Annotated in this window: 22 protein-coding genes; 10 read left to right on the plus strand and 12 right to left on the minus strand. The window is 66.8% G+C overall.

Translation table 11 applies throughout. The features are described 5' to 3' along the window. Positions 1-158: 158 nt before the first annotated feature. Positions 159-2960, plus strand: a complete 2802-nt coding sequence (gene ppc, locus JO236_RS15820) for a phosphoenolpyruvate carboxylase (protein ID WP_293332065.1) — start codon at positions 159-161, stop codon at positions 2958-2960. A gap of 42 nt (positions 2961-3002) precedes the next feature. Here ppc and JO236_RS15825 read toward each other — a convergent pair whose 3' ends face one another. The 7 genes from JO236_RS15825 to tkt all read right to left on the minus strand — a co-directional run bounded on the left by JO236_RS15825 (position 3003) and on the right by tkt (position 11255). Then, positions 3003-4226, minus strand: coding sequence for a cytochrome P450 (locus JO236_RS15825; RefSeq protein WP_293332068.1), 1224 nt, complete (start codon positions 4224-4226; stop codon positions 3003-3005). Positions 4227-4278: 52 nt separating this feature from the next. Continuing rightward, positions 4279-4677, minus strand: a complete 399-nt coding sequence (locus JO236_RS15830) for an ATPase (RefSeq protein WP_293332071.1) — start codon at positions 4675-4677, stop codon at positions 4279-4281. A 91-nt stretch (positions 4678-4768) separates the two neighbouring features. Further along, the gene (gene pgl, locus JO236_RS15835; protein ID WP_293332074.1) at positions 4769-5512 is read right to left on the minus strand and encodes a 6-phosphogluconolactonase; all 744 of its coding nucleotides are present in this window, start codon (positions 5510-5512) and stop codon (positions 4769-4771) included. Next, positions 5509-6420 (minus strand): glucose-6-phosphate dehydrogenase assembly protein OpcA, encoded by a 912-nt coding sequence (gene opcA, locus JO236_RS15840; RefSeq protein WP_293332077.1) that lies wholly within the window; start codon positions 6418-6420, stop codon positions 5509-5511. The genes pgl and opcA overlap by 4 nt, the downstream gene beginning before the upstream one ends. A 60-nt stretch (positions 6421-6480) precedes the next feature. Further along, the gene (zwf, locus tag JO236_RS15845) at positions 6481-8034 is read right to left on the minus strand and encodes a glucose-6-phosphate dehydrogenase (protein ID WP_293332080.1); all 1554 of its coding nucleotides are present in this window, start codon (positions 8032-8034) and stop codon (positions 6481-6483) included. After that, positions 8031-9149, minus strand: coding sequence for a transaldolase (gene tal / locus JO236_RS15850; protein WP_293332083.1), 1119 nt, complete (start codon positions 9147-9149; stop codon positions 8031-8033). The genes zwf and tal overlap by 4 nt, the downstream gene beginning before the upstream one ends. A gap of 15 nt (positions 9150-9164) precedes the next feature. Next, on the minus strand, positions 9165-11255 hold the full coding sequence (gene tkt, locus JO236_RS15855) for a transketolase (RefSeq protein WP_293332086.1): 2091 nt from the start codon (positions 11253-11255) through the stop codon (positions 9165-9167). Positions 11256-11534: 279 nt separating this feature from the next. On the opposite strand from tkt, the gene JO236_RS15860 reads away from it, so the two are divergent. Then, positions 11535-12449, plus strand: coding sequence for a heme o synthase (locus tag JO236_RS15860; RefSeq protein ID WP_293332089.1), 915 nt, complete (start codon positions 11535-11537; stop codon positions 12447-12449). A 143-nt stretch (positions 12450-12592) separates the two neighbouring features. Here JO236_RS15860 and JO236_RS15865 read toward each other — a convergent pair whose 3' ends face one another. Beyond that, positions 12593-13579 (minus strand): quinone oxidoreductase family protein, encoded by a 987-nt coding sequence (locus JO236_RS15865; protein ID WP_293332092.1) that lies wholly within the window; start codon positions 13577-13579, stop codon positions 12593-12595. A 19-nt stretch (positions 13580-13598) separates the two neighbouring features. Here JO236_RS15865 and JO236_RS15870 point away from each other — a divergent pair, with 19 nt between their 5' ends. Continuing rightward, the gene (locus JO236_RS15870; RefSeq protein WP_293332095.1) at positions 13599-14432 is read left to right on the plus strand and encodes a hypothetical protein; all 834 of its coding nucleotides are present in this window, start codon (positions 13599-13601) and stop codon (positions 14430-14432) included. Here the strand turns inward: JO236_RS15870 and JO236_RS15875 are convergent. The 4 genes from JO236_RS15875 to mptB form a co-directional block, all read right to left on the minus strand. Beyond that, a complete protein-coding gene (locus JO236_RS15875) occupies positions 14382-15383 on the minus strand; it encodes a COX15/CtaA family protein (RefSeq protein ID WP_416362263.1) in 1002 nt (333 codons plus the stop codon). The genes JO236_RS15870 and JO236_RS15875 overlap by 51 nt on opposite strands. Before the next feature lie 66 nt (positions 15384-15449). Then, entirely contained in the window at positions 15450-16223 is a 774-nt protein-coding gene (locus JO236_RS15880) for an ABC transporter permease (RefSeq protein WP_293332098.1), read from the minus strand. Then, complete coding sequence (locus tag JO236_RS15885; protein ID WP_293332101.1) at positions 16220-17161, minus strand: ABC transporter ATP-binding protein; 942 nt, start codon at positions 17159-17161, stop codon at positions 16220-16222. Before JO236_RS15885 ends, JO236_RS15880 begins: the two co-directional genes overlap by 4 nt. After that, positions 17158-18873 carry a polyprenol phosphomannose-dependent alpha 1,6 mannosyltransferase MptB gene (gene mptB / locus JO236_RS15890; RefSeq protein ID WP_293332104.1) on the minus strand — a complete coding sequence of 572 codons (1716 nt, stop codon included), beginning with the start codon at positions 18871-18873 and terminating at the stop codon, positions 17158-17160. Before mptB ends, JO236_RS15885 begins: the two co-directional genes overlap by 4 nt. 46 nt (positions 18874-18919) lie before the next feature. Between mptB and JO236_RS15895 the strand changes: the two genes are divergently transcribed. The 7 genes from JO236_RS15895 to JO236_RS15925 are packed head-to-tail and all read left to right on the plus strand — an operon-like array spanning position 18920 to position 26249. Then, the gene (locus JO236_RS15895) at positions 18920-19708 is read left to right on the plus strand and encodes a helix-turn-helix transcriptional regulator (RefSeq protein ID WP_416362261.1); all 789 of its coding nucleotides are present in this window, start codon (positions 18920-18922) and stop codon (positions 19706-19708) included. Beyond that, positions 19705-22242, plus strand: coding sequence for a Fe-S cluster assembly protein SufB (gene sufB, locus JO236_RS15900; RefSeq protein WP_293332106.1), 2538 nt, complete (start codon positions 19705-19707; stop codon positions 22240-22242). Before JO236_RS15895 ends, sufB begins: the two co-directional genes overlap by 4 nt. Beyond that, positions 22239-23399 (plus strand): Fe-S cluster assembly protein SufD, encoded by a 1161-nt coding sequence (gene sufD / locus JO236_RS15905; RefSeq protein WP_293332108.1) that lies wholly within the window; start codon positions 22239-22241, stop codon positions 23397-23399. The genes sufB and sufD overlap by 4 nt, the downstream gene beginning before the upstream one ends. Continuing rightward, on the plus strand, positions 23396-24178 hold the full coding sequence (sufC, locus tag JO236_RS15910) for a Fe-S cluster assembly ATPase SufC (RefSeq protein WP_293332111.1): 783 nt from the start codon (positions 23396-23398) through the stop codon (positions 24176-24178). The genes sufD and sufC overlap by 4 nt, the downstream gene beginning before the upstream one ends. Position 24179: 1 nt before the next feature. Further along, on the plus strand, positions 24180-25442 hold the full coding sequence (locus JO236_RS15915; RefSeq protein WP_293332114.1) for a cysteine desulfurase: 1263 nt from the start codon (positions 24180-24182) through the stop codon (positions 25440-25442). Further along, positions 25439-25927 carry a Fe-S cluster assembly sulfur transfer protein SufU gene (sufU, locus tag JO236_RS15920; RefSeq protein ID WP_293332117.1) on the plus strand — a complete coding sequence of 163 codons (489 nt, stop codon included), beginning with the start codon at positions 25439-25441 and terminating at the stop codon, positions 25925-25927. Before JO236_RS15915 ends, sufU begins: the two co-directional genes overlap by 4 nt. Next, positions 25902-26249 (plus strand): metal-sulfur cluster assembly factor, encoded by a 348-nt coding sequence (locus JO236_RS15925; RefSeq protein WP_293332120.1) that lies wholly within the window; start codon positions 25902-25904, stop codon positions 26247-26249. The genes sufU and JO236_RS15925 overlap by 26 nt, the downstream gene beginning before the upstream one ends. The last annotated feature ends 2 nt before the right edge of the window (positions 26250-26251 follow it).

A 26251-nucleotide genomic window follows, 5' to 3' on the forward strand; every position in this document is an offset into this window, starting at 1 on the left:
CCTACCCAATGCCTCGGAGTGGGCAGATCGAGCCTGCGGCTAGCGCGTGAAAGATCGCGAAAACTCGCTCTGGGCGCAGGCTCGCCGCCATGGACGCAGACTCGAGGCCGCCCGGCTACGAGAGGCGGTCCGGACGCTTCGCACCGATACTGGGAAACATGGTTGAGGTCTCCGACACCACGCTGGAACCGATTGGTGCTGTCCAGCGGACCCGGGTGGGCCGCGAGGCTACCGAGCCGATGCGGGCCGACATCCGCATGCTGGGGGCGATCCTCGGCGACACCGTGCGCGAGCAGAACGGTGCAGAGGTGTTCGACCTCGTCGAGCGGGCTCGGGTGGAAGCCTTCCGGGTGCGTCGCTCCGAGATCGACCGGGCCGATATGGCCCGCATGTTCGACGGCATCGACATCCACGAAGCCATCCCGGTAATTCGGGCGTTCAGCCATTTCGCGCTGTTGGCCAACGTCGCCGAAGACATCCACCGCGAACGCCGCCGAGCCGTCCACGTCGACGCCGGCGAGCCACCGCAGGACAGCAGCCTGGCCGCAACCTACGCGAAACTCGATCAGGCAGAACTGGATTCGGATACCGTGGCCGACGCCCTGCGCGGCGCGCTGGTGTCCCCGGTGATCACCGCCCATCCCACCGAGACCCGTCGGCGCACGGTTTTTGTCACGCAGCGCCGCATCACCGAGCTGATGCGGCTGCACGCCGAGGGGCACACCGAGACCGACGACGGCCGCAACATCGAGCTGGAATTGCGGCGCCAGGTGCTGACGCTGTGGCAGACCGCGCTGATCCGGTTGTCCCGGTTGCAGATCACCGACGAGATCGACGTGGGGCTGCGGTATTATCCGGCGGCGTTTTTCGAGGTGATCCCCCAGGTCAACGCCGAGGTTCGGGACGCGCTGCGGGCCCGCTGGCCCGGCGCTGACCTACTGCCCGGGGCCATGTTGCAACCCGGCTCCTGGATCGGCGGCGACCGCGACGGAAACCCCAATGTGACCGCCGACGTGGTCCGGCGCGCCAGCGGTAGCGCCGCATACACCGCGCTGGCGCATTATCTGGCCGAACTGGAGGCCCTCGAACAGGAGCTGTCGATGTCGGCCCGGCTGATCGCGGTCACGCCCCGGGTCACCGGGCTTGCCGACGCCTGCCAGGAGAAGGCCCGCGCCGACGAGCCCTACCGGCGTGCCCTGCGGGTGATCCGCAGCCGGCTCACCGCGACCGCGGCAAACATCCTGGACCGCCAACCGCAGCACGAGCTGGACCTGGGTTTGGAACCTTATGCCTCGCCGGCCGAAATGCGCGCCGATCTGGACGCGATCGACGACTCGCTGCGCACCCACGGCTGCGCGCTGCTGGCCGACGACCGGCTGGCACTGCTACGGGAAGGCGTGCACGCCTTCGGGTTTCACCTGTCCGGGCTGGACATGCGGCAGAACTCCGACGTCCACGAGGAGGTGATCGGCGAGCTACTGGCCTGGGCCGGCGTGCACCAGGACTATGGCACGTTGTCCGAAGACGAGCGCGTCGAGCTGCTGGCGGGTGAACTCGGCACCCGACGGCCGCTGATCGGCGACCACGCGCAACTGAGCGAGCTGGCGCGCAGCGAGCTCGACGTGGTTGCGGCCGCCGCCCACGCCGTACAGATCTACGGTCCCGCCGCGGTGCCCAATTACGTCATCTCCATGTGCCGGTCGGTGTCGGACGTGCTGGAGGCCGCGATCCTGCTGAAGGAGGTCGGGCTGCTGGACGCCTCCGGCCCGGAACCCTATTGCCCGGTGGGTATTTCGCCGCTGTTCGAGACGATCGACGATCTGCATAACGGAGCGACGATCCTGCAGGCCATGCTGGACCTGCCGCTCTACCGGGCGATGGTGGCCGCGCGCGGCGAGGGGCAGGAGGTGATGCTCGGCTACTCCGACTCGAACAAGGACGGGGGTTATCTGGCGGCCAACTGGGCGGTCTATCGTGCCGAACTGGCCCTGGTGGACGTGGCCCGTAAGAACGGAATTCGGTTGCGGTTCTTTCACGGTCGGGGCGGCACCGTCGGGCGCGGCGGCGGCCCCAGCTATCAGGCCATCCTCGCGCAGCCGCCGGGGGCGGTAAACGGCTCACTGCGTCTCACCGAACAGGGTGAGGTGATCGCGGCCAAGTACGCCGAGCCGCAGATGGCGCGACGCAATTTGGAGAGTTTGGTCGCGGCCACCCTGGAGTCGACATTGCTGGACGTCGAGGGCCTCGGTGACGCCGCGGAACCGGCCTACGCGGTGCTCGAGGAGATCGCCGCCCTAGCGCAGCGCGCCTACGCCGAGTTAGTCCATGAGACACCGGGTTTCGTCGAGTACTTCAAGGCGTCCACGCCGGTCAGTGAGATCGGCTCGCTCAACATCGGCAGCCGACCGACCTCGCGCAAGCCCACCGAGTCGATCGCCGATCTACGGGCCATCCCGTGGGTGCTGGCGTGGAGCCAATCGCGGGTCATGCTGCCCGGCTGGTACGGTACCGGGTCGGCCTTCGAGCAGTGGATCGCCGCGGGCGACGAAGACGAGCGTGTCGAGGTGCTGCACGACCTGTACGAGCGATGGCCGTTCTTTCGCAGCGTGTTGTCCAACTTGGCGCAGGTGCTGGCCAAAAGCGACCTGGGTCTGGCCGCCCGCTATGCCGAGTTGGTGCCCGATGAATCCTTGCGGCACAGGGTGTTTGACAAGATCGCCCAAGAGCACCAGCGGACCATCGCCATGCACAAACTCATCACCGGCCATGACAATCTGCTGGCCGACAACCCCGCGCTGGCGCGTTCGGTCTTCAACCGATTCCCTTATCTGGAACCGCTGAATCACCTTCAGGTGGAGTTGCTGCGACGCTACCGCTCCGGCGACGACGACGAACTGGTGCAGCGCGGGATCCTGCTGACCATGAACGGGTTGTCCAGTGCGCTAAGAAATTCCGGGTAATGGCGCGCCGCGAACGTGATGCCATAGTCACACGCGACGTAGTCAGGCGTATTCGACGACGCACGGTGCGTCGGCGCGTGCCACGCCGCCGATCTGGGCCGCAACGGGTCGGGGGTGCGACGTCCAACCGGGCGTCAGCCGGTACTCGCGCACCAGATGGGTGCTGGCGGCCGTCATGGCCGCCAGCGAAAAGGGTTGGGCCGGACAGGAATGCCGCCCGTGTCCGAAGGCCGTCACCAGCGCGGGCGACGGGAGACCGTCGTGGTCTTTCAGACGGTGACGGCTCCACCGATCCGGATCCCACCGCTCCAGGCCCGGCGCCGCCGAGGTGTTGAGCAGCGGCAGCAGGGTCGCGATGATCCAGCCCGGCGGAACCTCGTAGGTAACGTCGCCAGTGTCCAGGCGAAGCGGGGACAGCACCGCTCGGGTCATGATCGAGCGTTGCGCCAGACGCGTCGATTCCAGCGCACAGCGCTGGGCGAAGTCGTTGTCGCCGTCGCGAATTCGGGCCTGACTTTCCGGATGCTCCAGCAGGTCGACCAGCGCCCAGCCGAGTGCGGCGGCCAGATTTGACATGGCTGCGATGTGGATCAGGGCGACGTCGAGCGCGACCCCGCGCAGCCGAACACCTTCCGGCTCCCGCGACCACGCCGCGACGATCCTGCCGAACAGGTTTTGGTCGTCGGCCTCGCTTGCGTCGAATCGACGTACCGCGTCGGCGACAACATCGGCGACCTCGTCCAGCGCGGCCCGCTCGGCACGCTTGTCCGTCGCCGCCACCGCGGCCATCCGGTCCGGATGCACGAAAGCCTCCGAGCCATCAAGTATGTCGTGAGATCGCACCAGTCGTTCGAACGCGTCACCATCCGCCGACCCCGGCCCCGCCCACGATGCGAGCCCCATGCGATGGGCAAGCCGGCGTGTCAGGTCGAAGACGTCGAGCGAACCGGCCGCGCCCAGTTCGGCGCTGGTCTGTGCCAGCGCGCGGTCCAGGTTGGCCAGGTAGAACGCGACATCGTCGCGACGAAACAGGGTGCTCGGTAGGATGCGCCGGCCGGCGAAGATCTCGTCGGGAAGTTTGCGCCGCAACATCAGGTAATCGGCGACCGCTTTGCTGGCCGTTTCCTCGGGCAGTGCGTAGAAGGATTCGACACCTTTGCAGGAGAACGTGAACAGGTAGTGGTCGCCGCCACTTTGCAAGGCGAACGTGTCGCCATGCCGGGCGCGGGCCGCGGCAATGGCGGCGACGGCGTCATCAACCGACACGTCCCACGGCAGACCGGCGCCCCGCGCGTGCGGCGGCGGCGGGACCGGGGAGCTAATCCGCCGTCCGGTTCCGCAGCCGGCCCATGACGCCGCGCACGGCGTGCTCGGTCACCGACAGCGGGGACATCATCGTCTCACCCAGGCCCACGATGTAGTCGATCCGCTCGACGATGGCCTCCACCGGCTCGAGCAGCACGATGAGGCGCTTGGCAAGATCGTCCAGACTCTCCAGCGTGCCGTCCAGGTGATCCAGGCCGCCTTCCATGCGCTCAACGGTGCCGTTGAGTGCCTTCAGCGACTTGTTCAGCTCTACGAGGGAACTGCCCAGCCCGTCGAGGACGTCTTCGACCTGCTCAACCGTCTTGTCAGCGTTGAGCGCGGCCTGGGTCAGGGTCTTGATCCGGCTACGCTCGGGTCCGTTGCGCACGGTTCTGTCTGCCATGACGGCCATTATGACGTTGCTGGCGAGCGGGGGGTACCCCCTGCTGCCGAGCGGCGAGCCGGCGTGGTTCGCGACGCCGAGTGCCGCGCCAGCATGACGCTCAGTCCGGAAGCTTGGACGCGGCCTCCTGGTCGAGCAGCCAGAGCGTCTTCTCCCGCCCGATGGCGCCGGCCGCCGGTATGGACACCGGGTCGGCGCCGCCGATCGCGGCGGCCACCGCGTCGGCCTTCGCCGCACCCGAGACCAGCAGCCATACCTCCCTGGAACGCTGAATAGCGGGCAGTGTCAAAGTGATTCGCTGTGGCGGGGGTTTGGGCGAGTCGTCCACGGCAACCACCAGCCGGGTGGTCTCGCGCACCGCCGGAGTGCCCGGGAACAACGAGTTGATGTGGCCCTCGGGCCCCGCTCCGAGCAGGTGGACGTCAAAATCCGGTGCCGGCGCCCCAGGTTCGGCGTTGGCGGCCAACACCTGTTCGTAGGCCAGCGCCGCGGCGTCCAGATCGGAACCGAATTCACCGTCACTGGCGGCCATGGGATGCACCTGGCTCGACGGAATGTCGACGTGATCGAGCAACGCCTCGCGCGCCTGCTTCTCGTTGCGTTCGTCGTCGTCCTCGGGCACATAGCGGTCATCACCCCAGAACAGATGCACCTGCGACCAGTCGATCTGGGCTTTCCGGTCGGCGAGGTACCGCAGCAAGGCGATGCCGTTGCCGCCACCGGTGAGCACGATCAGCGCCTTGCCTCTGTCCGCCACCGCGGCCTGAATCGTGTCGACCAACCGCTTGCCCGCGGCCTCGACCAAGATGTCGCTGTCCGCGAAAATATCGATGTTTCTGGTCATAGGTACTGCACTTTCTTGATGCCCTCCAGCGCCGCCAGGTAGATCCCGTCGGAGTCGAGCCGACGCAGGTCCTCTGCCAAGCACTCACCGGTTACCCTGCGCGCCAACGGAACAAGGGCGTCGGGCTTGGCGGTCCGACTCAGGGTGGCCGTTACCCCTTCCTGGGGTCGGCTGAGTCCGATGGTCTCGCTCTTGCGCACCAATTCGACTTTGAGATCGCCGACCGCGCGGCGCACCGGCCCGTCGATGCGGCTGGCCAGCCAGCCCGCCAAGATGTCGAGCGCCGGCTCGGTCTTCAACCCGGAGACCAGTGCCGAGTCGATCGGCTCGTGCGGCGGCAGGTCCACCGCGGATGTCAACAGCGCCCGCCAGTAGGTGATCCGGGCCCAGGCCAGGTCCGTATCGCCGGCGGTGTACCCCGGCAGCCGGCTGGTGATCGCGGCCAACGGGTCGACGGCATTGGTGGCGTCGGTGATGCGCCGAATTGCCAACTTGCCCAACGGATCCTGGGCCGGTACCGCCGGAGCGATGTCGGGCCACCATGCCACCACCGGGATGTCGGGAAGCAGGAAGGGGACGACGACACTATCCGCGTGCTTGGACAGCGGCCCGGACAGCCGCAGCACCACAACCTCGCCCGCACCGGCGTCGCCGCCGACGCGGATCTGCGCGTCCAGGCGCGGATCGTCGGCGTACGGATCGCCGCGCGTGGTGACGATGATGCGGCTGGGATGCTCGTGGCTGGCGTCATTGGCGGCTTCGATGGATTCTTCGAGCACGGCATCGCTGTCCGGGGCGATGATCAGCGTCAAGACCCGGCCCATCGTAACGATGCCGGCTTTTTCGCGCATTTCGTCGAGTTTCTTGTTGACCGCCGTGGTGGCGGTGTCAGGCAGTTCGACGATCACCTGCGCGGTTCCTCCTCACTTGCGCGGATCACCTGCGCCGCCCCTCGCCACTGGCGCGGATCACGGCCGGCGCCATTCGCGGCCGGTGCGGCGCAACATCTCGAAGGCCGAATCCGGACCCCACGTGCCCGCTCCGTAGGGATCCGGCTTGCCGTGTGAAGCCCAGTATTCGAGTGCGGGATCCAATATCTCCCAAGCCAATTCGACCTCCTCGTTGACCGGAAACAGGGAGGGCTCGCCGAGCAGTACGTCGAGGATCAGCCGCTCGTAGGCCTCGGGCGATTCCTCGGCGAAGGCCGAGCCGTAGGAGAAGTCCATGTTGACGTCGCGCACCTCCATCGCGGTGCCCGGCACCTTGGACCCGAAGCGCAACGTGATTCCCTCATCCGGCTGCACCCGGATGACCATCGCGTTGGTGCCCAGCTCGTCGGTCATGGTGGCGTCGAAGGGCAGATGCGGTGCGCGTTTGAAAACCAGAGCGATTTCGGTCACCCTGCGGCCCAAGCGTTTTCCGGTCCGCAGGTAGAACGGCACCCCGGCCCAGCGTCGCGTGTCGACCTCGAGCGTGATGGCGGCGAAAGTTTCGGTGGTGGAGTCCTTGGAGAATCCCTCCTCGTCGAGCAGCCCGACCACTTTCTCGCCGCCCTGCCACCCGCCGGTGTACTGGCCTCGGCTGGTGGTTTCATCCAGCGGCTCCGCGAGTCGCGTCGCCGAGAGCACTTTGATCTTCTCGGCCTGCAGCGAGGACGGCTTGAAGCTGACGGGCTCTTCCATCGCGGTCAGCGCCAGCAGTTGCATGAGGTGGTTCTGGATGACGTCGCGGGCCGCACCGATGCCGTCGTAATAGCCGGCCCGTCCGCCCAGCCCGATGTCTTCGGCCATGGTGATCTGCACGTGGTCGACGTAGTGTGCGTTCCAGATCGGGTCGAACAGCTGGTTGGCGAACCGCAACGCCAAGACGTTCTGCACGGTCTCTTTGCCCAGATAGTGGTCGATGCGGAACACTGCCTCTTCGGGGAAGACGGCGTTGACGGTCTTGTTCAGCTCCTGCGCGCTGGTCAGGTCGTGCCCGAATGGCTTCTCGATGACCACCCGGCTCCACCGCTCGCCCTGCGGCCGGGCCAGTCCGGACTTGTGCAACTTCTCGCACACCAAGGGAAACGACTTCGGCGGGATCGCCAGATAGAAGACGTGGTTGCCGCCGGTGCCGCGCTCGGCGTCCAGCTTGTCCAGCGTCTCGGCGAGCCCGCCGAACGCCTCGTCGTCATCGAAAGAGCCTGGAACGAAACGGAATCCCTCAGCCAGCCGGTCCCAGTTGGCCTGCCGAAACGGGGTCCGGCAGTGCTCCTTGACGGCTTTGTAGACCACGTCGCCGAAATCCTGGGTGGTCCAGTCCCGACGGGCGAATCCCACCAGAGAGAACGACGGGGGCAGCAGCCCGCGGTTGGCCAGGTCGTAGACGGCCGGCATCACCTTTTTGCGGGCCAGATCGCCCGTGACACCGAAGATCACCATGCCGCACGGGCCCGCGATCCGCGGAAGCCGCTTGTCCTGTTTGTCTCGTAATGGGTTGTGCCACTGGGCGGCCTGGGCCGCGGCGCGGGCTGGGCTCATTTGGTGGCTTTGTCCAGCTGCGCCTGAGTGGCCTCGAGAAGCTCCTTCCAGGATGCTTCGAACTTCTCCACACCTTCGTTTTCCAGCACGAGGAAGACGTCGGTCAGGTCGATCCCGACCGCGTCCAGTTTGTCGAACACCGCCTGGGCGTCCGCGGCGGTGCCGCTCACGGTGTCACCGGTGACCTCGCCGTGATCGGCGACGGCGTCAATTGTCTTCTCCGGCATGGTGTTCACCGTGTTCGGGGCGACCAATTCGGTGACGTAGAGGGTGTCGGAGTAGTCAGGGTTCTTGACGCCGGTGGACGCCCACAGCGGCCGCTGCACCCGGGCGCCGTCGGCCTTGAGCGCCTGGTAGCGATCGCCGCCCTCGAACACCTCTTGGTAGGCCGCGTAGGCGAGCCGGGCGTTGGCCACCCCGGCCTGACCGCGCAGCGCGAGCGCCTCCTCGGAGTCGATCTTCTCCAGCCGCTTGTCGACTTCGGTGTCCACGCGGGATACGAAAAACGATGCTACAGAATGGATTTTGGACAGGTCGTGGCCGGCCTCCCGCGCCTTTTCCAACCCGGCCAGATACGCATCCATCACCGCGCGGTGCCGCTCGACCGAGAAGATCAGCGTGACGTTGACCGAAATCCCTTCGGCCAGCACGGCGGTGATCGCCGGCAGGCCGTCCTCGGTCGCCGGGATCTTAATGAACAGGTTCGGCCGGTCGACGATCTTCCACAGCTCGACGGCCTGGGCGATGGTTTTGTCGGCATCGTGCGCCATCCTGGGGTCGACCTCGATCGACACCCGCCCGTCCACTCCGTCCGACGCCTCCCACTGCGGGGCCAGCACGTCGCACGCGCTGCGCACGTCGTCGGTCGTGACCGTCCGGATGGTGGCCTCGACGTCGGCGCCGCGCTCGGCCAGCTCGGCGAGCTGCGCGTTGTAGGCGTCACCTTCCGAGAGCGCGGCCTGAAAGATCGACGGGTTGGTAGTCACGCCGACGACGCTCTTGGTGTCGATCAGCTCCTGTAAATTACCTGATTTCAACCGATCCCGGGACAGGTCGTCCAGCCACACCGATACTCCCGCGGCGCTGAGTGCGGCGAGGTTAGGATTCTGAGTCATCTGAATCTTCCTTTCTCAGTTATCCAGAGCTCGTTCCGCGGCGTCTGCCACGGCTTCTGCGGTGAAGCCGAATTCACGGAACAAAGTTTTGGCGTCCGCCGATTCCCCGTAATGTTCGAGGGACACGATCTCCCCGGTGTCGCCGACCAGCTTGTGCCAGGACTGCGCGACGCCGGCCTCGACAGCGACCCGCGCGGACACCGACGGGGGCAGCACGCTGTCGCGGTAGTCATCGGGTTGGGACTCGAACCACTCCACACACGGCATTGACACCACCCGCGCGACGATGTCCTTGTCCGCCAACAACTTCTGTGCCTCGACGGCAAGCTGGACCTCGGAGCCGGTGGCGATCAGGACGACGTCGGGTTCGTCCCCGCCGTCATCGCCCAAGATGTAGCCGCCCCGGGTGACGCCCTCCATGTCGGTGCCCTCCAGCACCGGCACATTCTGCCGGGTCAGGATCAAGCCAACCGGACCGCTGCCGTTGCCGCGGGCCAGCACCGTCCGCCACGCGTAGGCGGTCTCGTTAGGGTCGGCCGGGCGCACCACCGACAGGTTGGGGATCGCGCGCAGCGCCGACAGGTGCTCGATCGGCTGGTGGGTGGGGCCGTCCTCGCCCAGGCCGATCGAGTCGTGCGTCCATACGTAGATCGTGTCGATGTCCATCAATGACGCCAACCGCACCGCCGGACGCATGTAGTCGGAGAACTGCAGGAACGTGCCACCGTAGGCCCGGGTGGGCCCGTGCAGCACGATGCCGGACAGGATGGCACCCATCGCGTGCTCGCGAACACCGAAATGCAGCGTGCGTCCGTACCAGTGCGCGGTGTAGTCCTTAGTCGAAATCGACGGCGGCCCAAAGGAATCCGCGCCCTTGATGGTGGTGTTGTTGCTGCCGGCGAGGTCGGCCGAACCGCCCCACAGCTCCGGAAGCTTCGGTCCCAGCGCGTTGAGGACCTCGTTGGACGCCTTTCGGGTCGCCATGGCGTCGGATCCGGGCTCCCAGTGCGGCAGGTCGGCATCCCACCCGTCGGGCAATTCCTCTGCCGTCAACCGATCCAGCAGCGCCTTGCGTTCCGGCTCACGCTGCGCCCACGCCTCGAACTCCGGCTGCCACTTCTCGTGCGCTTCCCGGCCCCGGTCCACCAGCTTGCGGGTGTGCGCGAGGACGTCGTCGCGGACCTCGAAGCTCTTGTCGGGGTCGAATCCCAGGATCTTCTTGACCGCCGCGACCTCCTCGTCGCCGAGGGCCGCCCCGTGCGCCTTGCCGGTGTTCATCAGGTTGGGCGCCGGGTAGCCGATGATGGTGCGCAGCGAGACGAACGACGGGCGGTCGGTCTCGGCTTTGGCGTTGGCGATCGCCTCCTCGATCGCGACCACGTTCTCGCCGCCCTCCACCTCCTGCACGTGCCAGCCATAGGCGCGGTAGCGGGCCGCGGTGTCCTCGCACAGCGCGATGTTGGTGTCGTCCTCGATCGAGATCTGGTTGTGGTCGTAGAACACGATGAGGTTGCCCAGCTGCTGCACGGCCGCCAGCGACGACGCCTCCGAGGTCACCCCTTCTTCGATGTCTCCGTCGGAGGCGATCACGTAGATGTGGTGGTCGAAGGGGCTTTCGCCGGGAGCGGCGTCCGGGTCGAATAGGCCGCGCTCGTACCGCGCCGCCATCGCCATGCCGACCGCGGAGGCCAGACCCTGGCCCAACGGTCCGGTGGTGATCTCAACTCCCTTGGTGTGCCTGAACTCTGGGTGCCCCGGCGTCTTGGAGCCCCAGGTACGCAGCGACTCGATGTCGGATAGTTCCAGACCGAAGCCGCCGAGGTAGAGCTGCAAATACAGGGTGAGGCTGCTGTGGCCGGCTGACAGCACGAACCGGTCGCGGCCCAGCCAGTGGCTGTCGCTGGGGTCGTGGCGCATTGCGCGCTGGAACAGCGTGTAGGCCAGGGGGGCGAGACTCATCGCCGTTCCGGGGTGCCCGTTGCCGACGTTTTGCACGGCGTCTGCGGCGAGCACCCGGACGGTGTCAACAGCAACCGAATCGATCTCGGTCCAGTCGTCAGGATGACGGGGTTGGGTGAGGGTGGAGATCTCTTCGAGTGTGGTCACAGGCTTCAGTCCTTGGGCGGCCGATGGTCGTAGCGCTGATCAATCTCACCCTAGTGCGCGGGCGCGGGCTCGTGCAGAGCAGGACTTTGGGTTACCCGTCAAGAGCCGCCGTAAAAACAATGGGAGTTGGTCGCCTAAGCTTGGCAACCGCACATGTCGTCAGTGCTGTCGTCTTGGAAAATCGCTGTGAATAGACCCTATGGGCTGGCCACTGCGGGTCCGCGGTCTACCATCGGCTGTAGTAGATGCTGCGCGGCTGCGACCTCGAGGAGTTATTGCGTGAGCGTTCGCGGGCGCGTCGCGCCAAATCGGGCAATCCGCACCGTTCTGGCGTACCTGGCGCTGACGAAGCCGCGGGTCATCGAGCTGCTGCTGGTCACCGCCATTCCCGCGATGCTGCTCGCTGACCGCGGCGCCGTGCATCCGCTGCTGATCCTCAACACGCTGATCGGCGGCATGATGGCCGCGGGGGGCGCCAACACGCTCAACTGTGTGGCCGACGCCGATATCGACAAGGTGATGAAGCGGACCGCACGACGGCCGCTGGCACGCGAAGCGGTGCCCACGCGCAACGCCCTGGTCTTCGGCCTGGTCCTGAGCGTCGGCTCGGTCTTCTGGCTGTGGTGGACGACCAACTTGCTGTCGGGCCTGCTGGCGCTGGTCACCATCGCGTTCTATGTGTTCGTCTACACGTTGCTGCTCAAGCGTCGGACGTCGCAAAACGTGGTGTGGGGCGGCGCGGCGGGCTGCATGCCGGTGATGATCGGCTGGTCGGCGATCACCGGAACCATCGGCTGGCCGGCGTTGGCCATGTTCGCGATCATCTTCTTCTGGACGCCGCCGCACACCTGGGCGCTGGCGATGCGGTACAAGGACGACTACAAGGAGGCCGGCGTCCCGATGTTGCCGGCCGTGGCGACGGAGCGTGTGGTCACCAAGCAGATCCTGATCTACACCTGGCTGACGGTGTCGGCGACGCTCGTGCTGGCGCTGGCGACGGGATGGCTCTACGCGGCGGTCGCGTTGGTGGCCGGGATGTGGTTCCTGGCGATGGCCCACCAGCTCTACGCGGGGGTGCGTGCCGGCGAGGCGGTCAAGCCGCTGCGGTTGTTCCTGCAATCGAACAACTACCTGGCGCTGGTGTTCTGCGCCCTGGCGGTCGACTCGGCGATGGCGCTACCGAGATTGTTTTAGCGCGGCCCGGGGTCGCCGTTAGTGCCACCGCGACGGGAGCTGACGCGTGCTGGCGTTCGAAGTGCCAACGGCGCCAACGATTTCGAGCGGAACCACGCTTGAACGCAGGGCCCGATGTTGTCCCGGCACGTGACACCAGGGCGTCAGCCGTGCCCCTCGGGCAGCAGCACGATGGAGCCGGACGTTTTGCGGCCGTGCAGGTCCGCGTGGGCGCGGGCGGCGTCGGCCAGCGGATACCGGCCGCCGACCTCGATGCTCACGGCCCCGCTGCCGATCACCTCGAATAATTCGCTTGCCCGCCAGGTGAACTCCTCGCCGGTGCGGATGAAGTGCGCCAGCGACGGCCGGGTGAGATACACCGACCCGGCGTGGTTGAGCCGCTGCGGGTCGACGGGCGGGACGGGTCCGCTGGACGCCCCGAACAGCGCCAGCGTGCCGCGCACGGCCAGGCTGGCCAGGCTGGCGTCGAAGGTGGTGGCACCCACGCCGTCGTATACCGCGGCAACGCCGGCGCCGTCGGTCAGGGCGCGAATCTTGCCGCCGAACTCGGCGGCGTCCTCGGGGTAGGGGAGCACCTCGGCGGCGCCGGCGCGCCGGGACAGCCGCTCCTTGTCCGGCGTCGACACGGTGGTGATCACCCGCACGCCCAGGTGCGTGGCCCACTGCGTCAGGATCAACCCGACGCCCCCGGCCCCGGCGTGGAACAGCACGGCGTCGCCGCTTTGCACGGGATACACCGACTTGAGCAGGTAGTGCGTGGTCAGCCCCTTCAGCAGCACCGACGCCGCCACGTCGGACGCCACGCCGTCGGGTACCTTGGCGGTCAAAAACGCTGGGGCGGTGCAGAATTCGGCGTAACCTCCGTTGGCCGAGGCGCTGACCACCCGGTCGCCGACGGCGAAGCCGCGGGTGCCCTCGCCCGCGTCGACAACCGTGCCGCAGGCTTCGGAGCCCAGGACGAACGGCAACTCGCGCGGGTACTGCCCCGACCGGAAGTAGGTGTCGATGAAGTTCACGCCGATGGCCTCGGTCTTGATCAGCAGCTCGCCGTGAGCGGGTTCGGGTTGCGGGGTCTCGGCATAGCGTAGGACTTCCGGGCCGCCGGTTTGGCTGACTTCGATCGCGTGCATGTGGCTATCATGCCGGGACATGAAGCTTGCCCGCCCGGATGTCTTCCATCCGCGGATTGTGTTGGCGGGTTGCCCAAACCAGGTGACCGGCGACGGTGACGACGCGGGGCTGGTGGCCGCGTTGCGCGGGCGCGGCCTGCACGCGCATTGGTTGTCGTGGGACGCCCCGGAAGTCAGCCGCGCCGATCTGGTGATACTTCGCGCCACCCGGGATTACGCCGGGCGGCTCGACGAGTTTTTGTCCTGGACTAGCGGTGTGCGAAACCTGCTGAACCCGCCCGCCGTCGTCGCCTGGAACGTCCACCGGCGCTACCTGGAAGACCTGGCGGATCGCGGGGTGCCGACGGTGGCGGGTGAGGTGTGCGCGCCCGGCGAGCGCGTCGAGTTGCCGGGCACGGGCCGGGTCTTCGTCAGCCCGACGGTCGGCACCGGGACGCGGTGTTTCAGCAGCAGGTCCGCAGCCGCCGCGTATATCTCGGAAGCGGGCCGCAGCGTGTGGGTCCAGGCCGGTGGTTCGGAACCACAAACCGTGTTGGTGTTCCTGGGCGGTGAACCGTCGCATGCCTTCACCGCGCAGGGCGACGACGCGCTGCGGCAGGGCGAGCCCGACTTCGAGATCTGGGATGTGGGCGCCGCCGCGCTGGCGGCCGCGGGCGACCCGGCCGAGTTGCTCTATGCGCGGGTCCATCTGCTCGGTAGCCGGGTATTGGAACTGCAATTGGTGGACCCGTCGCTGGATTGGGGGCGGCTGGACGTCGACACCCGCGACTTGGCCCAGCGCCGGTTCGCGCTCTGCGTGGAGTCAGCTTTGGAGCGGTTCGGGCTCGGCCCGTTCTCGCATCGACGCCCATAGGGCCGCGGTGGCGGCCGTGCAGGCCGCGGCGCCGGCCACGTGGAGGGCGACCATCCCCGCGGGTACGCCGGTGAAGTATTGCGTGGTGCCCACGGCCGCCTGGGCGCAGACCAGGGCGAACAGCACGGTGAGCCGGGCGATTATCGCCCGGGTGGCCCGCACAGCCGCCAGCCCACACCCCAACCCGACCAGCAGCGCCAGGTAGGCGACCAGCAGCGACGAATGCAGATGCACCAGCGTGGTGATCTCGACTTTCAGGCGTGGCACGGTTCGGCTCGGGCTCCGGTCGCCGGCGTGCGGACCGGCCGCGGTCACCAGGGTGCCCGTCACCAATACTGCGGCGAGGTTGACGGCGCTCAGCGCCGTCAGCGCGCGCAACGGCCTGGCCACCCGCGCCTCCAGGACACCCTCGTCAGGTTCGCCGACCTTGACGTAGAGCAACACCGAAAGCCAGACCATCGCCATCGAGGTCAACAGGTGGACGGCCACGGTCCACCACAACAGCCCGGTGCGGACGGTGATGCCGCCGATGACCGCCTGCACCAGCGTCGAAAGCGGCATCAGCCACGCGTAGACCAGCACCTCGACGCGTCGCCGCGCACGGGTGACGGCCAGCACCGCCAGCGCCGCGGTGATCACCACCGCGACGCTGATCATCCGGTTGCCGAACTCGACCGCCTGGTGGATCCGCGGCACCTCGGCGACCGCCACCGGAGTGAAGCTGCCCGGAAAGCATTGCGGCCACGTCGGGCAACCCAGGCCCGAGGCGGTGACGCGGACGATCGCGCCGGTGACGGCGATACCGCCCTGACTCAGGATGACGGTTGCGGCGATGATCCGCTGGACACGCAGGCTGGGGTTGGGAAGCAGGTCCAGGACGCGTCCGAAGGGCACGGCCCGATCGTATCGACGACTACGTTTCGTAGTAGAGCGGCCCTGCTGCGCCGAGATTGCCGTGAGGGCTGTGATCGCGGCCGGATCGCGACCATGGCGGCAATCTCGGCGAGGCGGCGACCGTCAGGTGAAGCGGAACCAGCGCAACGCGGCCAGCGCCGCAAACGCGCCCCACGCGGCCAGGACAACGATCCCGAACCAGTCCACCGACAAGGCCATCGCCCGCGACAGGGCTTCGGTCAACGCGCCGGATGGGGTGAGCCGGGCCGCCCACTTGACGCCGGTCGGGATCATGTCGGTTTCCAGTGTCAGCGCCCCGAAGCCCGCGAACACGAACCACATCAGGTTGGCGACGGCGAGCACGATCTCGGCGCGCAGCGTGCCGCCAAGCAGCAGGCCCAGCGCCGCGAAACCAGCGGTGCCCAGCGCGATGACCACGGCGCCCAATGCCAGCGCGGCAGGCGCCGGTCGCCAGCCGAGCACAAAACCGATGGCGCCCAGGATGATTGACTGCAAGAACACCGTAAACACCACCGCCAGGGATTTGCCCGCGATGATTCCCCAGACCGGCAGCGGGGTCGCCCCCAGCCGTTTCAAAGCTCCGTACCGGCGGTCGAACGCGACCGCGATCGCCTGCCCGGTGAACGCGGTCGAGATCACCGCCAGCGCCATGATGGCCGGGACGAACGTCGCGGCGCGGTTGTGACCAAATGAGCCAAGCGGCAGCAGTGTGAGCCCAACTAGCAGCGTGATCGGGATGAACATTGTCAGCAACAGCTGCTCCCCGTTGCGCAGCAGCAGTTTGAGCTCGAGCGAGAACTGCGCGGCAAGCATGCGCGGCACGGCGTTGGGCCGCGGGTCGGGGGTAAAGGTGCCCGCCGGGAATACGTCACTCATTGCCGCAACTTCCTGCCGGTCAGGTCCAGAAACACGTCCTCGAGGCTGCGCTGCTCGACCCGCATATCGTTGGCCAGCACGTCGATCCGCGCACACCAGGCGGTCACCGTCGCCAGCACCTGGGGGTCGACCGGGCCTTCGACCAAGTACTCGCCCGGGCTCACTTCGGTCACCTTGTAGTCCTCGGGCAGCGCCGAGGCCAACAACGACAGGTCAAGGCGCGGCGGGGCGGTGAACCGCAACTGGTCCTTGGCGCCGCGACGCATCAGCTCGGCCGGGGTGCCCGCCGCCACGGTCACGCCGTGGTCGATGATGACCAGCCGGTCGGCCAGCTCCTCGGCCTCCTTGAGCTGATGGGTGGTCAGCACCACGGCCACGCCGTCACGCCGCAGCGCATCGATCAATTCCCACACCAGCAGCCGGGCGTGTGCGTCCATGCCGGCGGTGGGTTCGTCGAGAAAGACCAGCTCGGGCCGGCCGACCAGCGCGCAGGCCAGCGCAAGACGCTGCTGCTGTCCACCCGAAAGCCGTCGATAGGTGGTGCGGGCAGCTTCCGTTAACCCCAAAGTTTCCAGTAGCCATTGCGGGTCCAGCGGCTTGGCCGCGTAGGCGGCCACCAGGTTGAGCATCTCCCCGGCGCGCGCGGCCGGATATCCGCCGCCGCCCTGCAACATCACCCCGATGCGCGCCCGCAGCCGCGCGTTGTCGGCGATCGGGTCCAGCCCGAGCACCCGGATCGTGCCGGCGTCCGGTCGCACGAAGCCCTCGCACATCTCGACCGTCGTCGTCTTCCCGGCGCCGTTGGGGCCCAGCAGCGCCAGCACCTCCGCGGCGTGCACGTCTAAATCCAGCTCGGAAACGGCGGTGATGGACCCGTACTGCTTGGATACGCCGCGCAGCGCGACGACCAGGTCGCGGGACTGAGGGGTCGAGATCACGTGTAATCAGCGTAGGCGGAGGACGTCGTTGTCGCCTGAGGGGCCTGCGAAGAAGGCTCCTGAGCCGCCGGAACCTCTTGAGCCGCGGGCGGTTGCGCCGTTCGCTGTTCAGGTTCGGATGGCAGGCCCCGCCACGGCAAGTGGGTGTACGTCAACCCGATGAGCACCAGCACGATGATCGCGCTGGCCAGCGTGGCGTCCACGATCTGGAACAGCGCGAACCGGTCGCCGTTGGCGGTTGGGCCGAAGATGCCGATGATGAGGGTGAGGATGATCGCCGTCTCGCGGAAGCCGGTACGGGTCGCCCAGGCGGCCAGCGGAATGATGGCCCACAGCAGATACCACGGCTGCACAACCGGAAACAGCAGCACGGTGATGCCCAGCGCGACGCCGAGCCCCCCGATCGGGTGCAGCCGGCCGCGGAAGACGGCCAGCAACAGCCAGCAGACCATCACCATGATGATCAGCACGCCGATCGCACGCGTCAGCGACAGCACCGCGGTGGTGTGATCACCCAGGCCCAGCAGAATCCCCACCTGTCCGGTGCCCAGCGCGAGCAGGGTCGGCGGCGACATCCAACTGCGCACCACGTTCGCGGTGCCCAGCGTGTAGATCCAGCCGAACCCCAACCCGCTGGCCGAGCCGACCAGCGCCATGACCGCCAGTGTCAGCCCCACCATTGCGCCGCCGACGCCCAGCAGCGCTTTCAGGGTGCCACCGCATCGGTAGGCCAGCGCCATCGTGACGAATCCCAGTGCCAGCAGTGAGGGCAGCTTCACCTGCGACGACAGCACGATCAGGATCGAACCCACGAGCAGCATTGCCAGCGGCTCCCAGTCCGGACCGAAGCGCCAGGACGCGGGCATCAAAGGGTGGGGCGAGTCGATGCCGCGCAGCGCGAACTCGGCCCCGGCCAGCATGAGGCCGAGCATCAACGCCTCGTTGTGGATGCCGGCGACCAGATGCATGATCAGCAGCGGATTGGCCGCACCCAGCCACAGGGCGCTGACCTCCGCGACACCGCAACGGCGGGCCAGCCGCGGCGTGGCCCACACGATCAGCGCTACCCCGGCCAACACCACGACTCGGTGGCACAGCACGGCGGCGACGATATTTTCCCCGGTCATGGCCGAGATTCCGCGCCCAATCCACAGGAAGAGGGGGCCGTAGGGTGCGGGCGTCTCCCGCCACAGGCTGGGCACGGAAAGCGTGAACACGTGCCCCAGCCCCAGGCCGGACGCCGGTCCCACCTGATAGGGGTCGAGGCCCTCCAGCGAGATCTGACTCTGGGCCAGGTAGGAGTACACGTCCTTGCTGTACATCGGCGGCGCGATCAGTAGCGGCAGCATCCACAGCAGCAGGGTGCGGTCGAGTTCACCGCGCGACATCCGCCGCTTGCCCAGGGCGAATCGACCCAGCATCAACCAGGCCAGCGCCATCATGACCGCGCCGGTGGTGGTCATGGTCAGCGATACGGTCTGGATCCGCGAAGGCAGGTTGAGCAGCCGGACCCCGAACGTCGGGTCCTGGACGACGGGCCTGGCGCCTGCGCCGAGGGCGCCGATCGCCATCAGGACGGTGCCGGTAGCGCCGAATAGCCGGGTGCGCCGCAGTGCGCCGATCTCGGCGGCGTTCAGCGGCGAGCCCACCGTCTGTTCGTCGCCGTGCAGACTGGCGATCGTCGAGCTCAGGGTGTGCTCGCGGGCAGCCATCAAAGCAGCCTAACGGCCTAGGATTTGTCGCTGTTGGGCTCATCACGTGAGGGCACCCTTGGTGGACCGATCTCCGGAATTGCGTCACACTGGTGTTGTGAAAATCCCCGCGGCACCCGTCGCTGTCTCCGACGGCCACACTCGTCGTGCCGTCGTACGGCTGCTGCTGGAAACGGGGTCGATAACCGCCGGTGAGATCGGTGACCGGTTGGGGCTGTCGGCCGCGGGTGTGCGGCGCCACCTCGATGCGTTGATCGAGGCGGGTGACGCGGAGTCCACGGCCGCTGCGGCATGGCAGACGGTCGGACGGGGTCGGCCCGCCAAGCGCTTCCGGCTTACTGCCGCCGGCCGGGCCAAGCTTGACCACTCATACGACGACCTGGCCGCGGCGGCCATCCGCCAGTTGCGGGAAATCGGCGGTGAGGACGCGGTCCGGACGTTCGCCCGGCGGCGCATCGACAAGATCCTGGCCGATGTCGCGGCCGCCGACGGCCCCGAGGACGTCGCCGTCGAGGCGGCCGCCGACCGGATCGCCGGCGCGCTGTCGAAGGCCGGCTACGTCGCCACCACGACCCGAGTGGGCGGGCAGATTCACGGTGTGCAAATCTGCCAGCATCACTGCCCGGTGTCGCACGTAGCCGAGGAATTTCCCGAATTGTGTGAAGCCGAGCAGCAGGCCATGGCCGAGGTCCTCGGCACTCACGTGCAGTTGTTGGCGACGATCGTCAACGGAGACTGCGCGTGCACCACCCACGTACCGCTTACTCCCAAGCCAAGCAAACCGGCGCCCAGCCCGCGCCGAGACACCACGATCCTCAAAGGAGCGTCCCAATGACACTCACGCCCGAGAAGTCAGGCGAGCCGCTGACCCAGCAGCAGGCGATCGATTCGCTGGGACGGTACGGCTACGGCTGGGCGGACTCCGACGTCGCGGGCGCAAGCGCCCAGCGCGGGCTGTCCGAGGCCGTCGTCCGCGACATCTCGGCGAAGAAGAACGAACCCGAGTGGATGCTGAACACCCGGCTCAAGGCGCTGCGCATCTTCGACCGCAAGCCGATGCCGAACTGGGGCTCCAACCTGGAGGGCATCGACTTCGACAACATCAAGTACTTCGTGCGGTCCACGGAAAAGCAGGCGGCCAGTTGGGATGATTTGCCGGAAGATATTCGGAATACCTATGACCGCCTGGGCATTCCGGAAGCGGAAAAGCAGCGTTTAGTTGCCGGTGTCGCCGCGCAATACGAATGTCTCGCCAGTGACACCCTGGTGTGGACTGCCAATCGCGGGCAAGTGCCGATCAAAGAGATCGAGTTCGGCGATCGGGTATTCGCCTATGACGAGAACACCGAGCGCTTCGTCGTCGCCCCGGTCAAGGGGGCTGCGCAGACGGATACCCGGCAGACGTATGCGGTCAAGACGACGCACCGCAGCATTCGGGCCACCGACAACCATCCGATGCTCGTCCTGCGGGATGAGCGCGAAGAAGGACGTCAACGCGCTCGGTATGCCAGACGCTGGGTCACAGTTGGTGAAATCAAAGTGGGCGACTCTATTGCCGTGCCACGACACATCCCCGAGTTCGGTGCGGTCAAGGATCTCCCAACTATCCCCGGCTTTGCATCGCCGTCGACGAGTTCCGTCGACCTGATGTGGCTGCTGGGCTTGTACGTCGGCAACGGCAATCTGGGCCTGTCGACCGACATTGAGTTGCGGGCCGAGGTGAGTCGCGTCGTCAACGAGCTGTTCGGGCTTCGGTGCATCGAGGCCGACGAGGACCGCGTGGTGGTGAACTCCACAGCGCTGACCCAATGGATCGACGCGTTGGGCTTCGGCGGATTGTCACTGACTAAGCGGGTACCGGACTGGGTCTACGGTTTGCCGGTCGAACAGCGGCTGGCGTTTCTCGGCGGATGGGTTGACGCCGACGGATATGTAGGCCCGGCGAGCAGCGGTTCGGTGCTGCTGACTTGCGCCACCGAACCCATGTTGCGGCAGGCCCGTGAACTCGTTGAACTGTCCGGCCTGCGCGCGGGAGGGCCGTGGACGTTCACCCAGCCCTGTCGGCATGCGCCCGAGCGCATGCAAACCGCTTGGCGGCTCGGCATTTCCGGCGACTTCGAGCGGCTTGGTTGCCGCAATCCGCAACGGACGGACCGTTTTGGCCGTCGGCCTCTCATGCGTTCGTCGAACAGCTCGCACGAGACGACAATCCGAGCGCAGGGTAACGAGTGGCTCGGCTTTGAGCGGGTGCAGGAGATCGAGCCGTACGCGGTCGAGCCGGTGTACGACATCGAGGTCGACGGGCCGCACAACTTCGTCGCCGAAGGCCTGGTTGTGCACAACTCCGAGGTGGTCTATCACCAGATCCGGGAAGACCTTGAGCAGCAAGGAGTTATCTTCCTGGACACGGACACGGGTCTGCGCGAACACCCCGACATCTTCAAGCAGTACTTCGGCACGGTGATCCCGGCCGGGGACAACAAATTCTCCGCGTTGAACACCGCCGTCTGGTCGGGGGGAAGCTTCATATACGTCCCGCCGGGCGTCCACGTCGACATCCCGTTGCAGGCCTACTTCCGGATCAACGCCGAGAACATGGGCCAGTTCGAGCGAACGCTGATCATAGTCGGAGAGGACGCTTACGTCCACTATGTGGAAGGCTGCACTGCTCCCGTTTACAAGTCCGATTCACTGCATTCGGCGGTGGTGGAAATCATCGTAAAGCCCGGTGGCCGTTGCCGTTACACGACAATTCAGAACTGGTCGAACAACGTCTACAACCTGGTGACCAAGCGCGCCCGTGCCGAGGCCGGCGCCACCATGGAGTGGGTCGACGGCAACATCGGGTCCAAGGTGACCATGAAGTATCCGGCGGTCTGGATGACCGGCGAGCACGCCAAGGGCGAGGTGCTTTCGGTCGCGTTCGCCGGTGCGGACCAGCACCAGGACACCGGCGCCAAGATGCTGCACCTGGCGCCCAACACGTCCAGCAACATTGTGTCCAAGTCGGTGGCGCGTGGCGGTGGTCGCACCTCGTACCGGGGCCTGGTGCAAGTCAACAAGGGCGCGCACGGTTCCCGGTCGAGCGTGAAATGCGATGCGCTGCTTGTCGATACGGTAAGCCGCAGCGACACCTACCCCTACGTCGACATCCGCGAGGACGACGTGACGATGGGCCACGAGGCCACCGTGTCCAAGGTGAGCGAGAACCAGTTGTTCTACCTGATGAGCCGCGGCCTGACCGAGGACGAGGCCATGGCGATGGTGGTGCGCGGGTTCGTCGAGCCGATCGCCAAGGAACTGCCGATGGAGTACGCGCTGGAACTCAACCGGCTGATCGAGTTGCAGATGGAGGGTGCGGTCGGATGACCCTGGCCCCCTCCACTGCCGCTGTCAACAAGGGCGAGCTTTTCGCGTCCTTCGACGTCGAGGCCTTCGAGGTTCCGCACGGCCGCGACGAGATCTGGCGGTTCACCCCGCTGAAGCGACTGCGCGGCCTGCACGACGGTTCGGCGCACGCCACCGGCGGTTCAAACATCAGCGTCAGCGATCAGCCCGGCGTGCACGTCGAAACGGTGCGGCGCGGGGACGAGCGGCTCGGGGAGGGTGGTGTCCCCGCCGACCGCGTTGCGGCCCAGGCGTTTTCGTCGTTCAACTCGGCGACGCTGGTCACCGTCGGCCAGACCAGCGACCCGGTGCACATCGAGATCGCCGGGCCCGGTCCGGGCGCGGTGGCGTACGGGCACTTGCAGATCCGGGTTGACGAGCTTGGCGAGGCCGTCGTCGTCATCGACAACCGGGGCAGTGGAACCTACGCGGACAACGTCGAATTCGTCGTTGGCGACGCCGCCCGACTCACCGTCGTCTGGATCGCGGACTGGGCCGACGACGCGGTTCACCTCAGCGCCCATCACGCCCGCCTCGGCAAGGACGCGGTGCTGCGGCATGTCGCAGTCGCGCTGGGCGGCGAGGTGCTGAGGCTGTCGGCCAACGTGCGTTACTCCGGCCCCGGAGGAGACGCCGAATTGCTGGGTCTGTACTTCGCCGACGACGGCCAGCACCTGGAATCCCGGCTATTGGTCGACCACTCACAGCCCGACTGCAGGTCGAATGTGCTGTACAAGGGTGCGCTGCAAGGGGATCCATCCTCCGACCTGCCCGACGCGCACACCGTCTGGATTGGTGACGTGCTGATCCGCGCCGAGGCCACCGGCACCGACACCTTCGAGGTGAACCGCAACCTGGTGCTTACCGACGGCGCGCGCGCCGACTCGGTGCCCAACCTGGAGATCGAGACCGGCGAGATCATCGGTGCCGGACACGCCAGTGCCACAGGACGATTCGACGACGATCAACTGTTCTACCTGAGGTCCCGCGGCATCCCGGAGGAACAGGCCCGCCGACTGGTGGTGCGCGGCTTCTTCGGCGAGATCATCTCCAAGATCGCTGTGCCCGAACTGCGGGACCGCCTCACCGAGGCCATCGAACACGAACTCGAAATCACGGAGAAGACAAGCGCCTCATGACCGCATTGGAAATCAAAGACCTGCACGTTAGCGTCGACACCCCCAACGCCGCCGACGGAGAGCGGGAAATCCCGATCCTCAAGGGCGTCGATCTGACCGTGAAATCCGGTGAGACGCATGCGTTGATGGGACCCAACGGCTCCGGCAAGTCCACGCTGTCCTACGCTGTCGCCGGCCATCCCAAGTACCGGGTGACCTCGGGATCCATCACGTTGGACGGCGCGGACGTGCTGACGATGAGCGTCGACGAGCGCGCACGGGCCGGACTGTTTCTGGCCATGCAGTATCCCGTCGAGGTGCCCGGGGTTTCGGTGTCGAACTTTCTGCGGTCGGCGGCCACGGCGATCCGGGGCGAGGCGCCCAAGCTGCGCCTGTGGGTCAAAGAGGTCAAGGCCGCTATGGCCGCCCTGGAAATCGACCCGACATTCGCCGAACGCAACGTCAACGAGGGTTTCTCCGGCGGTGAGAAGAAACGCCACGAGATCCTGCAGCTGGAGCTCCTCAAGCCCAAGATCGCGATCCTGGACGAGACCGACTCCGGTTTGGATGTCGACGCGCTGCGCGTGGTCAGCGAGGGTGTCAACCGCTACGCCGAGGTCGAGCACGGCGGCATCCTGTTGATCACCCACTACACCCGCATCCTGCGCTACATCCATCCGGAGTACGTGCACGTGTTCGTCGGCGGTCGTATCGCCGAGTCCGGTGGTTCCGAGCTGGCCGACGAACTCGAGCAGAACGGGTACGTGCGCTTTTCCCAAGCGGCAACGACCGGGGCCTAACGTGACCACCTCCACCTCGCTCGATCTCGCGGCGATCCGTGCTGATTTCCCCATCCTGAAGCGCACGATGCGCGGTGGGAATCAGTTGGCGTACTTGGATTCCGGCGCCACGTCGCAGCGCCCACTGCAGGTGCTGGATGCCGAGCGCGAGTTCCTGGTCACCTCCAACGGCGGGGTACACCGCGGCGCGCACCAGCTGATGGAAGAGGCCACCGACGCCTACGAGCAGGGCCGTGCCGACCTCGCGGCATTCGTGGGTGCCGACCCCGACGAGCTGGTCTTCACCAAGAACGCCACCGAGTCGCTGAACCTGGTGTCATATGTGCTGGGGGACAAACGGTTCGACCAAGCGGTGGGCGAAGGCGACGTCATCGTCACCACCGAACTGGAACACCACGCCAACCTGGTGCCGTGGCAGGAGCTGGCCCGCCGCACGGGGGCAACCGTGAGGTGGTACGGCGTCACCGACGGGGACAACGAGGCAGGTCGCATCGACCTGGACTCGCTGCAACTCGATGAGCGTGTCAAACTCGTTGCGTTCAGCCATCATTCCAACGTTACGGGCGCGCTGGCGCCGGTGGCCGAGCTGGTCTCGCGCGCCAAGGCGGTGGGCGCGCTGACGGTCCTGGACGCCTGCCAGTCGGTGCCGCATCAGCCGGTTGACCTGCACGCGCTGGACGTCGACTTTGCTGCTTTTTCTGGACATAAGATGCTGGGCCCCAACGGAATAGGCGTGCTGTACGGTCGGCGCGAGCTGTTGGCCGCCATGCCTCCTTTTCTCACCGGCGGCTCGATGATCGAGACGGTCACCATGGAGATCACCACCTACGCGCCACCGCCGCAGCGCTTCGAGGCCGGCACCCCGATGACGTCCCAGGTGGTCGGGCTGGCCGCCGCGGCCCGCTATCTGAAAGCCATCGGGATGGATGCCGTCGAGGCCCACGAACGTGAGCTGGTCGCCGCGGCCATCGATGGCCTGTCCGGCATCGACGGCGTGCGCATCATCGGGCCGACGTCGATGCGGGACCGTGGCTCACCGGTGTCGTTCATCGTGGACGGGGTCCATGCGCACGATGTCGGTCAGGTGCTCGACGACGAGGGCGTAGCAGTGCGCGTCGGGCATCATTGCGCTTTGCCCCTGCACCGCAGGTTCGGGCTGGCGGCCACGGCACGGGCGTCGTTCGCGGTCTACAACACCCACGACGAGGTCGACCGCCTGGTGGCCGGCGTCAAAAGGGCGTTGGATTTCTTTGGGAGAGAATGACATTGCGCCTTGAGCAGATGTATCAGGACGTGATCCTCGATCACTACAAACACCCGCAGCACCGCGGACTGCGGGAGCCGTTCGGCTCGCAGGTATTTCACGTCAACCCGGTCTGTGGCGACGAGGTGACGCTGCGCGTCGCGCTGACCGAGGACGGCGAAAGTGTCGCGGACATCTCCTATGACGGCCAAGGGTGTTCGATCAGCCAGGCGGCGACATCGGTGCTGACCCAGCAGGTGATCGGGCAAAGTGTTACCGAGGCGCTGAAGACCGTAGCTGCGTTCACCGAAATGGTGTCCTCGCGGGGGACAGTGCAGGGTGATGAGGATGTCCTGGGCGACGGAGTAGCGTTCGCGGGAGTGGCCAAATACCCGGCGCGGGTGAAGTGCGCGTTGCTCGGATGGATGGCGTTCAAAGATGCGCTGGCCCAGGCCAGCAATGGTCTCGAGGAGGCGAGCGATGAGCGAAACCAGCGCACCGGATGACGAGCTGCTGTTCGATATCGAGGAGGCGATGCGTGACGTCGTCGACCCGGAACTGGGCATCAACGTCGTCGACCTGGGACTGGTCTACGGGTTGAACCTGGAACAGGGCGACGAAGGCAAGGTCGCGCTGATCGATATGACGCTGACGTCGGCGGCCTGTCCGCTGACCGATGTCATCGAGGACCAGTCCCGCTCGGCGTTGGTCGGCAGCGGTCTGGTCAACGACATCCGGATCAACTGGGTCTGGAACCCGCCATGGGGCCCGGACAAGATCACCGAGGACGGGCGCGAGCAACTCCGCGCCCTCGGCTTCACCGTCTGAAT

It is taken from the genome of Mycobacterium sp. (assembly GCF_019247635.1).
GTDB lineage: Bacteria > Actinomycetota > Actinomycetes > Mycobacteriales > Mycobacteriaceae > Mycobacterium.

Excerpts from the sequence above, each read along its gene's own strand:
- JO236_RS15830 (WP_293332071.1), bottom strand. The coding sequence starts at position 4,677 with ATGGCCGTCATGGCAGACAGAACCGTGCGCAACGGACCCGAGCGTAGC.
- ppc (WP_293332065.1), top strand. The coding sequence starts at position 159 with ATGGTTGAGGTCTCCGACACCACGCTGGAACCGATTGGTGCTGTCCAG.
- sufC (WP_293332111.1), top strand. The coding sequence starts at position 23,396 with ATGACCGCATTGGAAATCAAAGACCTGCACGTTAGCGTCGACACCCCC.
- pgl (WP_293332074.1), bottom strand. The coding sequence starts at position 5,512 with ATGACCAGAAACATCGATATTTTCGCGGACAGCGACATCTTGGTCGAG.
- JO236_RS15925 (WP_293332120.1), top strand. The coding sequence starts at position 25,902 with ATGAGCGAAACCAGCGCACCGGATGACGAGCTGCTGTTCGATATCGAG.
- sufD (WP_293332108.1), top strand. The coding sequence starts at position 22,239 with ATGACCCTGGCCCCCTCCACTGCCGCTGTCAACAAGGGCGAGCTTTTC.
- tal (WP_293332083.1), bottom strand. The coding sequence starts at position 9,149 with ATGACTCAGAATCCTAACCTCGCCGCACTCAGCGCCGCGGGAGTATCG.
- sufU (WP_293332117.1), top strand. The coding sequence starts at position 25,439 with ATGACATTGCGCCTTGAGCAGATGTATCAGGACGTGATCCTCGATCAC.
- sufB (WP_293332106.1), top strand. The coding sequence starts at position 19,705 with ATGACACTCACGCCCGAGAAGTCAGGCGAGCCGCTGACCCAGCAGCAG.
- JO236_RS15865 (WP_293332092.1), bottom strand. The coding sequence starts at position 13,579 with ATGCACGCGATCGAAGTCAGCCAAACCGGCGGCCCGGAAGTCCTACGC.
- zwf (WP_293332080.1), bottom strand. The coding sequence starts at position 8,034 with ATGAGCCCAGCCCGCGCCGCGGCCCAGGCCGCCCAGTGGCACAACCCA.
- JO236_RS15880 (WP_293332098.1), bottom strand. The coding sequence starts at position 16,223 with ATGAGTGACGTATTCCCGGCGGGCACCTTTACCCCCGACCCGCGGCCC.
- JO236_RS15870 (WP_293332095.1), top strand. The coding sequence starts at position 13,599 with ATGAAGCTTGCCCGCCCGGATGTCTTCCATCCGCGGATTGTGTTGGCG.
- mptB (WP_293332104.1), bottom strand. The coding sequence starts at position 18,873 with ATGGCTGCCCGCGAGCACACCCTGAGCTCGACGATCGCCAGTCTGCAC.